The sequence below is a fragment of the Streptomyces sp. H39-S7 genome (genome assembly GCF_027158205.1).
Lineage (GTDB): Bacteria > Actinomycetota > Actinomycetes > Streptomycetales > Streptomycetaceae > Actinacidiphila.
The window spans coordinates 166,261-178,268 of record NZ_JAPVLU010000008.1; the positions used below are offsets into that span (position 1 = coordinate 166,261).

The 12,008-nt window shown below is 71.6% G+C and carries 10 protein-coding genes; 5 read left to right on the plus strand and 5 right to left on the minus strand.

Annotated features, from left to right (window positions below):
- Nucleotides 1-35: 35 nt before the first annotated feature.
- Together O3X23_RS10115 and O3X23_RS10120 are read left to right on the plus strand one after the other, a co-directional pair.
- Nucleotides 36-425, plus strand: a complete 390-nt coding sequence (locus O3X23_RS10115) for a response regulator (protein WP_269270919.1) — start codon at nt 36-38, stop codon at nt 423-425.
- A gap of 195 nt (nt 426-620) precedes the next feature.
- Nucleotides 621-3,344 carry a helix-turn-helix transcriptional regulator gene (locus O3X23_RS10120; protein WP_269270920.1) on the plus strand — a complete coding sequence of 908 codons (2,724 nt, stop codon included), beginning with the start codon at nt 621-623 and terminating at the stop codon, nt 3,342-3,344.
- Between the two features lie 38 nt (nt 3,345-3,382).
- Here O3X23_RS10120 and O3X23_RS10125 read toward each other — a convergent pair whose 3' ends face one another.
- Both O3X23_RS10125 and glsA read right to left on the minus strand, forming a co-directional pair.
- Nucleotides 3,383-3,622: a proteinase inhibitor I78 gene (locus O3X23_RS10125; RefSeq protein WP_269270921.1), complete on the minus strand. Its 240-nt coding sequence runs from the start codon at nt 3,620-3,622 to the stop codon at nt 3,383-3,385.
- A complete protein-coding gene (gene glsA / locus O3X23_RS10130; protein WP_269270922.1) occupies nt 3,597-4,511 on the minus strand; it encodes a glutaminase A in 915 nt (304 codons plus the stop codon). Before glsA ends, O3X23_RS10125 begins: the two co-directional genes overlap by 26 nt.
- A gap of 197 nt (nt 4,512-4,708) precedes the next feature.
- On the opposite strand from glsA, the gene O3X23_RS10135 reads away from it, so the two are divergent.
- Both O3X23_RS10135 and O3X23_RS10140 read left to right on the plus strand, forming a co-directional pair.
- The gene (locus O3X23_RS10135; RefSeq protein WP_269270923.1) at nt 4,709-5,854 is read left to right on the plus strand and encodes a putative Ig domain-containing protein; all 1,146 of its coding nucleotides are present in this window, start codon (nt 4,709-4,711) and stop codon (nt 5,852-5,854) included.
- A 278-nt stretch (nt 5,855-6,132) separates the two neighbouring features.
- Nucleotides 6,133-7,761 (plus strand): GMC oxidoreductase, encoded by a 1,629-nt coding sequence (locus O3X23_RS10140; RefSeq protein ID WP_443047814.1) that lies wholly within the window; start codon nt 6,133-6,135, stop codon nt 7,759-7,761.
- A 109-nt stretch (nt 7,762-7,870) separates the two neighbouring features.
- Here the strand turns inward: O3X23_RS10140 and O3X23_RS10145 are convergent, their stop codons facing one another.
- Genes O3X23_RS10145 through O3X23_RS10155 form a run of 3 tightly spaced genes read right to left on the minus strand, consistent with a single transcriptional unit; the run spans nt 7,871 to nt 10,178 of the window.
- Entirely contained in the window at nt 7,871-8,350 is a 480-nt protein-coding gene (locus O3X23_RS10145; RefSeq protein ID WP_269270925.1) for a carboxymuconolactone decarboxylase family protein, read from the minus strand.
- Nucleotides 8,347-9,426, minus strand: a complete 1,080-nt coding sequence (locus tag O3X23_RS10150) for an NAD(P)H-dependent amine dehydrogenase family protein (RefSeq protein WP_269270926.1) — start codon at nt 9,424-9,426, stop codon at nt 8,347-8,349. Before O3X23_RS10150 ends, O3X23_RS10145 begins: the two co-directional genes overlap by 4 nt.
- Nucleotides 9,427-9,485: 59 nt before the next feature.
- Complete coding sequence (locus O3X23_RS10155; protein ID WP_269270927.1) at nt 9,486-10,178, minus strand: hypothetical protein; 693 nt, start codon at nt 10,176-10,178, stop codon at nt 9,486-9,488.
- Nucleotides 10,179-10,439: 261 nt separating this feature from the next.
- Here O3X23_RS10155 and O3X23_RS10160 point away from each other — a divergent pair, with 261 nt between their 5' ends.
- Nucleotides 10,440-11,963, plus strand: coding sequence for a chitinase (locus O3X23_RS10160; protein ID WP_269270928.1), 1,524 nt, complete (start codon nt 10,440-10,442; stop codon nt 11,961-11,963).
- Nucleotides 11,964-12,008 lie beyond the last annotated feature (45 nt).

The following is a 12,008-nucleotide window of genomic DNA, read 5'->3' on the forward strand; positions in this document are numbered from 1 at the left end:
CGCTTCGCCGCCGGGTGCCGCACGATGAGATCGTGATGACGGTACTGCTCATGGAGCACGACAGCGACACGTCCAGTGACCTGCGTTCGGCGATCCACGCCAACCGGCACTTCCGCGTCATCGCGCACGGGACCGACGACGCCACCGTGCTGGCGCTGGCCCGGACCCTGTTGACCGACGTCGTGATCATCGACGCCCGGCTCGACGGCATCGACGCGCTCGCCCTCTGCGAGCAGCTCCGTACCCTGACCCCGCCTCCGGCGGTCGTAATCATCGCCGCCCACCTCGCCGGCGCCGACTCCGCCCACCGCCTCGCCGCCCGGGGTTCGGTCCACCTGCTGCGCGGCTCCGAGCCGCGTGACGTCGTGAACGCCCTGCGGGCGATCGGAGTGCGCCGCAGCAGCTCCGATCCCGACGCCCTGTGAAGCGTCCTCCCACTGGCACGAGCAGGGAAAACCCTCGTTCTCCCCCCGGTGCCTCCCCCTGCGGTCCCCGTCCTTGACGCGCGCCGGCCGCGGACCGAGACTGACGCCGCCGCGCACGCATTCCGACCCGTCGAAGAGACCGGCGCGGGGGCCGGGGGCACGGGGGCACGGGGCCGGGAGGAAGGACTGCGGAACATGACGCACCACGGTCCGGTGGGTCTCGGCCCGGTCCTGGCTCAGGTGGGGGCCGGACTGGCAGCGGGGAGTCCCGCCGTCCTGTGGGGCGTCCGGGGATCAGGACGTACGACGTTCCTGGACGCGCTCGCGGACGCCGCCGCCGAACGCGGTGACAGGCCTCTGAGACTGCGCCTGCGGGAGGACGGCGCACCCATCCGGTACGGCGCGCTCACCGACCTCCTGGCCGCGCTGGACCCACTCGACCTCCTCCTCCCCGCCGGGCCGCTCCAATCGGCGGTCGACGTCCTGCTGCGCCGCCGCGCCCTCCCACGGGAGGGCATGGACCCGGTGGCGGTCCGCCTCGCCCTCGGGCGCGTGCTGGCCCGGGCGTCCGGAACGCTCCTGCTGATCGACGACGTCCAGTGGATGGATCACGACAGCGTCCGGGCCCTGGCCCATGTCCTGCACTCGCTGCCGCGCGGGACGGTGCGGGTGGCCGTGACCCGGCGCTGCGCGACACCGCCCGGGACGTCGGAGGTGTGCGGACCGGGGGCCGTCCCGTACGAGCTCGCGCCGCTGGATGTCGACCAGGTGGCGCTCCTTCTCGAACGCCGCGCGCTGCCCGGCCGCTGGGCCGCCCGGGTGCACGCGATGTCCGGCGGAAACCCCGCCCTGACGGTGGCGGTCGCCCGGGAACTGCGGGACGCGCGGCCGGGTCCGGCGCCCGTCGGTGCGTCCTGCCCGTCGCACGCGGCCGCCTCCTGGCCGGCCGCCCTGCCGGCACCGGTCACCGCCACGTTGCTGCTGGCGGCGCTGGCCGTCGATCCCTCGTCCGCGGTCCTGCGCCGGGCCGGGTGCGAGCGGGTGGACGCGGATCTGGCGCTGGCGGCCGAGGCCGGAATCGTGAGCCTGGGGCCGGACGGCTCCATCGCTTTCCGCGGCACCGTGCTGCGTGACGCCGTGCTGGCACAGGCGTGGGACGGCCGGCGATCGGCCGCCCACCGGGCGCTGGCGACGGCGGTCGAGGACCCGGTGGAGGCGGTGTGGCACCGCGCTCTGGCGGCGGACGGCTTCGACGCCGGTCTGGCCGCCGAGATCGAGTCCGCGGCCACCGACGCCCGCCGCGCGGGCCAGCGGTCCTGGGCGGGTGAGCTGGAACTGCTGGCCGCCCGGCGGACCCCGCCGTCCGACCGGGCCCACCGCCTGGCGCGGCTGGCCGCGGCGACGACCGATGCCGCGGCCGCCGGGCGCAGCGATCTGGCCGGGAGAGTGGCCGCGGCGGTCCGGGTGAACCGTGGCAGCCCGGCCGAGTTGATCGCGACGCTGCTGGCGGTGGTGGACTCCGCCGGCCAGGCCATGGAGGAGATGGACCAGGTGCTGACCCAGGCCGCGGGCACCGCGGAAGGGCATCCGTCCCTGATGGCCGCCGTCGAGATGCGCGTCGCGGTGAAGGCGAATGTGTGCGAAGGACGCCCGGACAAGGCCCGCGCCGCCGCCGCGCGCGCCGCGGCACTGGGCCGCCAGGGCCGGGACGCGGCTTCCGAGGCCGCCGCACTGACCATGCGGGCCCGGATGGAGCGCATCCTCGACGATCCGGCCGCCGAGCGCACTTTGCGCGACGCGCTGGCGCTGGACGTGTCCGTCGACCTCCTGGGCGTGCGCTCCAGCCCGCAGTACCTGGCGGCCCGTCATGCGGTCTTCGACGACCGGCTGCCGGAGGCGAGGGCGCAACTGCTGGAACTGCTCGGCGTCGCCGAGCGGCAGGGGGTGGCTGCCGATCTGGAGGAGGTGCTGCGCAGCCTGGCCGAGGTCGACGCCCGGGCCGGTTCCTGCGCGCAGGCGCTGCGGTGGAGCGACCGGGCGAGCGCGGTGTGCGTGGCCTCAGGGCTGTCCCCGGGCCCGGTCTGGTACACCGCCGCCCTCGCGGAGACCGCCGGGGGCAGCTTCACCCGGGCCACCGAGTTCGCGGCCCGCGCGGCACGGACCTCGCACGAGGAACACGACATGATCTTCGCGTCCCGCAGCCTCCTCGCGCTCGGCACGGTTCAGCTGATCACTGGCAGTGCCGTCGAGGCGTCCCGCACTCTGGAGCGGGTGGCCGCGCTGGAGCGGCAGCAGCAGGTGGCCGACCCCCGGATCCTGCGCTGGCGGCCGGAGCTGGTCGAGGCACTGGCGGTCGGCAACCGGCTCGACGAGGCCGAGGAGCAGGCGGCCGAGGCCGCCCGGATCACCGCCGGGTACCCGGACAGCGGGGTCTTCGCGGCCCTGCAGCGCGCCAGGGCCCACTGCGCCGCCCGCCGCGGCGAGTGCGACACCGCGGCGGCGATGCTGCACGAGGCCGCGGAACGGTTCGGGTGCCTGCGACTGCCGATCGAGGAGGGACGGACCCGCGTGGCACTGGGCGTGCTGGAACGCGCTCGGCGTCGGCCGGCTGCGGCGCGCACCGCCTGGAAGGACGCGACGGGACTGTTCCGACAGGCTCAGGCACGCCCCTGGACCACGTTGACCCAGAACCTGCTGGACCGTCTGGAGGGCACCCGCACCGCGCCGGGGGTGGCTTCCCCGCGGCTGACGGAGGCCGAGCACCGGCTCGCTCTCCTCGTCGTCCAGGGGCTGACCAATCACGACGCCGCGGCGACCCTCTTCCTCTCCGTCAAGACCGTCGAGTCGACGCTCAGCCGCGTCTACCGCAAACTCGGCATCCGCTCCCGCACCCAACTGGCCGCGGCCCTGCGCGGCTGACCGGCCGCGTCCGCCGCAGGGTCGGCCCGCCCCCGTCCTCAGCCCGCCCAGCAATGGTGTACGACGCCGTCCCGGACCTCGAGGTTGAGCCTTCCGGACTGCCGCTCCATCGTCACGCTCGCTCCGGCGGGGAGGAGCCGGACGACCGCCCAGCCACGGTCCCGGGCCCGGCGCTCCGCCGTCGCGGCCGGCAGGCCCGCGTACGTGTCGGGAGCGTCCGCCGGTTCGGGCGGCGGGATCGTGCCGGAGTCCTCAGAAGACGGACCAGCCGGCGGCATCGGCGACCTCCTCCACCACGGCCATGCCGGCGACGGAGTTGCCCGCCTCGTCCAGACCCGGCGACCACGCGCACACGGTGCCGTGCCCGGGGAACACCGCCAGGACGCCACCGCCGATGCCGCTCTTGACGGGAGCCCCCACCTGGCAGGCCACGTCCCCCGCCGCCTCGTACGTCCCACACGTCAGCACCACGGCGTTGAGCCGGCTCGCCTCGCGCGCCGACAGCAGGAGCCGGCCGGAGCCGAGCCGGCCACCGCGTGCGAGGAACAGGCCCGCCTGCGCCAGATCGACGCAGGACGCGGCGATGGCGCACTGATCGATGTACTGGTCGAGCACCTCGGCCACCTCGTGCTCCAGCCGGCCGTGCGAGGCCATCAACAGCGCCGCCGCGGCATTGCGATGGCTGGCACCGCGTTCCGATGCGGCGAGCCGCGGATCGATGCGGATCGCGGGGTTGCCGGACTCCGTACGCAGCAGTTCCAGCACGACTGCGGCCGATTCCGTCCGGTGGGCCGCCATCAACCGGTCGACGACGACGAGGGCTCCGGCGTTGACGAACGGGTTGCGGGGCACCCCGTGATCCACGTCGAGTTGCGTCAGCGCGTCGTAACGGAGGCTGGAGGGCTGCCGGCGGACCCGTTTCCACAGGCTCTCACCGTCCTGGGCCAGCGCCAGGGCCAGCGAGAACACCTTGGAAAGGCTCTGCACGGAGAACGGCTCCCGGCAGTCACCGGCGCCGATCACCTCGCCGTCCACCGTGGCCAGCGCGACCCCCAGCCGGTTCAGCGGCACCTCGCCCAGCAGGGGAACACTTCGTGCCTGCCGTCCCGTTCCGACCAGCCGGACACCGGCGTCATGTGCGTCGTCCACCATCTCCCGCAGATCCATCCGCCCCCCTCCGCCCGATCGCCCGCGACCGCGGCGACACCACTCAGCCTGCCGCTCCGGCTCCCGCCGCGCAGCAGTGGAATCCCTCGTCAGGACGCACGACCGGGCCGCGGCCCGACGAGGGATTCCCCCGATGGTCCTGCCCGCACGGAGCCAGCAGCATGGCCGGACCACCCCCACGCGAGAGGCCAACCTCAGTGAAACTCCGTCAACACACCCTGGGCGCAGCAACTTTGGCCGGCGCCCTGCTGGCCGGATCCCTCGTCCTGATCGCCGCCCCCACCGTCTCCGCGGCGCCCGTCGGCCCCCCGGCGCCGCAGCGGTCCGATCAGGTCGCCACTGCCAAGGGCGCACTGGACGCGCTGCCCGCCGTGCCCAACACCTCGTGGGGCATCGACCGTTCGGCCGGGCGGGTCGTCCTCACCGTCAGCGACGCCGCGACCGGCCCCCGGCTGTCGCGACTGCTCGACACGGCGGCCGCCCTCGGCGACCTCGTGCGCGTGGAGCACACGACCGGTCGCATGGTGCAGCAGAGCACCGCGACCGGGGACAAGCTCCAGGTCGTCGGCAACTCCGGAAGCTGGTGCTCCATAGGCTTCAACGTCACCGACGGCGCCGCGAACTTCGTCCTCACCGCGGGGCACTGCAAGGCGGCCAACGGCTGGCAGACCCCCGACGGCCGGTTCATCGGCACCACGTCGAAGGTCGGCCCCAGCGGTACCGATGCCGGCCTGGTGGCCAACGCGCTGACGCCGGAACCCGGCGCCTTCACCAGTGTCGGCACCGCCAGGGTGGGCGAGCAGGTCTGCAAGAAGGGAGCCACCTCCGGCGTCACCTGCGGCACGGTCAAGGCGGTCGACCAGACCGTCACGTACGACAACGGCGTCGTCGTCAACCACCTCATCCAGACCGGGAACCTCACTCAGGCCGGGGACAGCGGCGGCGGCCTGTACGACGGCTCGGCGGCACTGGGACTCGTCAGCGGCGGCAGCGACACCGTCAGCAGTTTCTACCCGGTGTCCCATGCCCTCAGCGACCTCGGAGTCCGCCTCATCGGCGCGAGCGACCCGGGGCACACCGTCACGGTGACCAACCCCGGCAACCAGTCGAGCTGGGCCGGCTTCTGGATCTTCCCGGTCCCGGTCCGGGCCCAGGCGAGTGACGGTCATCCGCTCGCCTTCACCGCGACGGGTCTGCCGACGGGTCTGACGATCGAGGCCGCCACTGGAAGGATCACCGGCACGCCCACCACCGCGGGCACCTACCGCTCCACCGTCACCGCGAGCGAGGCGGGCGGCCCCAGCGGCAGCGCCACCTTCACCTGGACCGTCACCGGCTGGTGATCCCAGCGGCTCGGCCGGCAGCACGCCGGGGCGTCGTCACCCACCCGGTGGCGGCGCCATCGGCGGCTGTCGCACCGGACCACTGAGCCCGTACGGCGATGACGCGGCGACGGCGACGCCCTCCGGTTGTGCGCTGGACGCGCGCCGGCGGCTGTGCGCCACAGGCGGCTGATCGGGCAGAAGTTACCCATAAGTATGTCGTGACTTCACAAGCTGTTAACAGTAGAACTTGTTCCCATTCCGCCGAGAGTGAGGAACGTCACATGAGCGACTCTACCATGAACGGTAACGGTTCTGAGGGTGTTTCACGCCGTCGGTTCATTGCAGGAACAGGTTCTATTCTGGGCGCCGTGGCACTCTCCGCGCAGGTAACCCCGGCCCGCGCGGCCGCCGCCCCGGCGGCCGCCACGATCGACAACGGCGCCCGCGTTCCGGTTCTGGTCATCGGAACCGGGTACGGCGGCTCCGTAGCCGCCCTACGCCTCGCGCAGGCGGGCGTCAGCGTGCAGATGGTCGAGATGGGCATGGCCTGGGACACCCCCGGCTCCGACGGCAAGATCTTCTGCAACACGACAGCACCGGACAACCGGTCCTACTGGCTGCGCACCAAGACCAAGCAGCCCCTCAGCAACTTCTTCGGCATCCCGATCGACAAGAGCATCCCGCGCTACACCGGGATCCTGGACGCCGAGGACTTCAGCGGCATCACCGTCTACCAGGGCCGCGGCGTCGGCGGCGGTTCGCTGGTCAACGGCGGTATGGCCGTCACCCCCAAGCGTGAGAACTTCGGCGCCATCCTCCCGTCGGTCAACGCCGACGAGATGTACAACACCTACTACCCGCGCGCCAACGCGGGGCTCGGCGTCGGCACCATCGACCCGGCCTGGTTCGACACCACGGACTGCTACCAGTACGCCCGGGTCGGCCGCAAGCAGGCCCAGCGATCCGGGTTCCCGTTCGTCTTCGTGCCGGACGTATACGACTGGGACTACATGAAGCAGGAGGCGGCCGGCACCGCCACCAAGTCGGCACTGGCCGGCGAGATCCTCTACGGCAACAACTACGGCAAGAAATCGCTCCAGAAGACCTACATCGCCCAGATCAAGGCGACGGGCAGGGTCACCATCTCACCGCAGCACAAGGTCACTTCGGTCACCCCGGCCTCCGGCGGCGGCTACACGGTCGTCATCGACCAGATCAACACCAGCGGGGACACCACCGCCACCAAGACCGTCACCGCGGACAAGGTGTTCTTCGCGGCCGGCAGCGTCGGCACCAGCAAGCTGCTGACCAAGCTGAAGGCCACCGGCGCGCTGCCCAACCTCAACAGCGAGATCGGCAAGGGCTGGGGCGACAACGGCAACGTCATGTGCGGCCGGGCCAACCACATCTGGGACCCGACCGGCGCGCTCCAGGCGACCATCCCCTGCGGGGGCATCGACAACTGGGCCGCCGGTGGCGCGTTCGCCGAGGTCGCGCCGCTGCCGACCGGGATCGAGACGTTCGCCTCGTTCTACCTGTCGATCACCAAGAACCCGAACCGCGCCACGTTCACCTGGAACGCCGCCGCCGGCCGGGTCGACCTGAACTGGCAGACCGCCTGGAAGCAGCCGTCCATCGACATGGCCAAGACGATCTTCGACAAGATCAACGCGAAGGAGGGGACGATCTACCGGACCGACCTGTTCGGCGTCTACAAGGTCTGGAACGACACCCTCACGTACCACCCGCTCGGCGGCGCGGTGCTGAACAAGGCGACCGACAACTACGGCCGCCTGCACGGCTACTCCGGCCTGTACGTCATCGACGGCGCGCTGATCCCCGGCAACACCAGCGTCAACCCGTTCGTCACCATCACAGCGCTCGCCGAACGGAACATCGAAAAGATCATCGCCACCGACCTGTAGCTCCGGTGGCGCTCGTCCGAGAACAGCAAATCCCCGTGGGAGACGGTAAGTGCCTCCTGCGGGGTGGGCCCCGGGGCCGGCCGGCTGCACCGCACGGCCCCGGAGCGGCTCAGCCGGTGGGCAGCACGCACACCGCGTCGAGGCCCAGCACGTGGTTGAGCCGGCCGAACGCCAGCCAGGAGCCGATGCTCATGCTCAGTTCCACGATCTCGACCTGGCTGTAGTGGGCGGTCATCCGGTCCCAGAACTCGTCGTCGAGGCCGTGGTGGTCCAGTGCGTAGCGCTCGGCGTACTCGGCGGCGAGGCGCGTGCGGTCGTCGAACGCGTCGGTGGTGCGCCACTCGGTCACCGCGTCGGGGAACTCCTCCTCGACCTTCTCCCCCTCCCGGTCGGTACGCCAGTCGAGGCAGAACAGGCACCCGTTGATCTGCGCGATCCGCAGCCTGGCGGCCTCGAACTCGCGCAGGCCCAGGGTGGTGTGGGCGTACACCGACAGCGAGAAGTTCGCGGCGGCCATCCCGATGCCGGGGACCATGTCGCCCCACACGTACCCGATCGGCTCCTGGCCCTCGGGAATGTCGATGTTCATCGTTGCTTCCTTCCGAGCTTGCCGACTGCGGGACGCAGCGGGACGTCTAGTGCGTCGTAGAGACCGGGCGCCGCTTCCACCAGCCAGTCGATGGCGCCCACCAGCCGGCCGACCGCGGTGGCGTTCCCGCCCGCGGACCGGTTCTCGCCCTCGTCGGCCGCCTCGACCGTGACCTCGATGCGCGGCCGGCCCTCGATGATCACCCGGTGGGCGCCGGTGCCGTCGGGCGGCTGCGGCCAGTCCGGTGCGCAGGACGGATGGATCCGGGTGACGTGCTCGATGACGATGCGGGCTTCGCCCTCGACGATGCCCTGCACCTCGAACCGCACCGCACCCTGGGTGCCGGCCTCGAACTCGCCCATCGTCCTGGTGCTCACGGTGGTCTCGAGCGGCCGCCGGTCCATCGTCTCGCGGATCTCGTCGAGCTCGACGCCCAGCGCTCGGGCCATCAGCCGTATCTGGCCGCCCCACACCATGGTGGGGATCGTCTCCATCAGCATCAGCGGCTCGTACTCCATCGGCTGGCCCATCCCGACGAGGTACCGGACCGAGTCGGGCTGCTCGTAGGTGGAGTAGTCGAAGATCTCCTGACAGCGGATCACGTCGATGGTGGTGGCGAGTCCGCTGATCAGCAGGGGCAGCACATCGTTGCCCCAGCCCGGGTCGACGCCGGAGACGAACAGCGACCCGCCGCCCTCCGCGATCGCGGCCAGGACCGGCTCCCGGAACTCCGGCGGGGCGTTGCGCTGGTCGTAGAGCGGGTACAGCGCCGGAGTGACGACGACGGCCCCGGCGCGGAGCGCCCTGACGATGTCCGCGAGGGCGTCGTCGGGACGGATGTCACCGGAGGCCGCATACACCACGGCCTGGGGGCCGGCGGCCAGCACCGCGTCGATGTCGTCGGTGGCCGCGACGCCCAACGGGTAGTCGAGTCCGCCGAGTTCGCCCGCGTCGCGGCCGACCTTCCCGGGGTTGTGGACGAGCACGTTCACGAGTTTCAGCGCCGGGTGGGCCTCGACGGCACGAACCGCCGCACGCCCGACATTCCCGGTGCCCCAGACAACCGTGGAAATCATGCGGCGGAGGGTAGCAAGGGCCGTCAACAGTTCATAGGGTCACGCAATGCCCGTCCCGATCAGTATTCCTCCGCAGGCGGCCGGCGGTGCGCGCCCTCCGGCGTGAAGGTGAAGGTGCCCGCGAACGGGCCCGCGCCGCCGTCGGCGCAGCGCACCGCCATCACGACCGGCTGGCCGTACATCGGCGGACCCGACGGGGGGTTCCCCGGCCGGGTGCCGTTCCAGAGGTGGAAGAAGACCATCGGGTCCTCGGGGCGTGCGGTGGCGTAGCCCAGCGTCTTCGAGAACTGCGGGTTGGTGCCGCCGATGAGCAGCGAGGGCTCCCCGAACGACTCGACTACATCGGTGAACCACTTGTTCTCCGAGCACCAGACGGGCACGTCGTCGCGAAGCGCGCGGTACTCCTCGGGCGTCAGCGCCCGGTCCAGTTCCAGCCAGCCGTTGCGATGGGCGAACTCGGCGTAGACGGACGCGGCGGCCTTCTGGTCGCGGTGGTCCGGCAGCAGCCGGGCGAATCCGCCGATGACACCGGTCGCCTGGAACGCGCCGCTGGCCCGCAGCGCCTGGTTCTCGTCCGCCCAGGCCTGCTCGCGGTGGTCCGCGAAGGCCAGCGGGTCGATCAGCGTCCGCAGGGCGATCTCCCCGCCGAACATCTCCGGCCGGGGCAGAGCGGCGTTCAGCCGCCCGACCAGGTACTCGCGGATCTCGTCCGCGGAGCGCGTGGCCTCGGTCACGGCATCGGTGGGGTTCATACCCGAAGCTTCGCAGATGAACGGGGTGCATGATCACGGCGACGGGGCGCGCCGGCGGGGCCGGAGGCCACCGTTCACGGGCGTGTGGTCCAGTGCGCGGAGCGGCTGCTGGACTGGCGGGAGGCCGATCCGTCAGCGTATTGGTCTAGTCCTATCTTGGTCCAGACCATTGACATGCCTCCTGCTCAGGGAGTCCTATGACTCTCAAAACCGCCCTGCAGCAAGGGACTTGGCGGTCACCCCCTCACAGCTTGGACAAGCATGAGAAGCATGCGCTCCCTCCGCGCGGTCCTCACCGCGACCGTCACCGCTGTGGCGGCCATGGGCCTGGCCACACTCAGCGGTGGCACCGCCCAGGCGGCCACCCCCCTGCCGGCCCACGTCTTCGCCCCCTACTTCGAAGCATGGACCGGCGAGAGCCCGGCCGCGCTGGCCGCCCAGTCCGGTGCGAAGCACCTGACGATGGCGTTCATCCAGACGGCGGCCAAGGGTTCCTGCACGGTGTACTGGAACGGCGACAGCGGCCTGCCGATCGCCGCGTCCTCCTTCGGCAGCGACATCAAGACCATCCAGTCGAGGGGCGGGGACGTCATCCCCTCGTTCGGCGGCTACACCGCGGACACCACCGGCACCGAGATCGCCGACAGCTGCACCGACGTCAACCAGATCGCCGCCGCGTACGAGAAGGTCATCACGACCTACGACATCTCGCGGCTCGACATGGACATCGAGGTCGACTCGCTGGACAACACCGCCGGCATCGACCGGCGGAACAAGGCCATCAAGATCGTCCAGGACTGGGCGGCGGCCAGCGGCCGCAAGGTCGAGATCTCCTACACGCTGCCGACGACCACCCACGGCCTCGCCCCCAGCGGTCTCGCCGTCCTGCAGAACGCGGTCGCCAACGGCGCGCGGGTCGACGTCGCGAACCTCATGACGTTCGACTACTACGACAACGCCGCCCACAACATGGCGAACGACACCCAGACCGCGGCGCAGGGCCTGTACAACCAGCTCGCGCAGCTCTACCCGGGCAAGACCGCCGCCCAGCTCTGGGGCATGATCGGCGTCACCGAGATGGTGGGGGTCGACGACTTCGGTCCGGCCGAGACGTTCACCCTGGCCAACGCCACCCAGGTCTACAACTGGGCGGTCTCCAAGGGCATCAACACCCTCTCGTTCTGGGCGCTGCAGCGTGACAACGGCGGCTGCCCGGGCGGCGCCGCCGCCGACAACTGCTCCGGTATCCAGCAGAACACCTGGGACTTCACCCACATCTTCGCGCCCTTCACCAGCGGCACCACGACCCCGACCAACGACTTCTCGGTGACCGCCACCCCGGCCTCCGGGTCCGTGGTCGCGGGCAGCTCCGCCGGCAGCACGGTGAAGACCGCGGTGACGGCGGGCCAGGCCCAGACGGTCAACCTCACCGTCAGCGGAGCCCCCGCGGGGGTCACCGCCTCACTCAGCCCCACCTCCGTGACGGCCGGCGGCTCCTCGACGCTCACCGTCGCCACGACCGCGGCGACGGTGTCGGGCACCTACACCCTCAGCGTCACCGGCTCGGGCACCTCGGGCAGCCACACGGCGACCTACACCCTCACCGTCACCGGCGGCACGGGCCACCAGTGCACCGCGGCCCCGTGGGCCGGCAGCACCATCTACACCGGTGGGCAGCAGGTCTCCCACAAGGGCCACAACTGGAAGGCCAAGTGGTGGACCACGGGCGAAGAGCCCGGCACCACCGGCCAGTGGGGCGTCTGGCAGGACCTCGGCGCCTGCTGACCCCGTCCCACCCCCACGTGGTGCTGCCCCGGGCGGCGCGCGCCC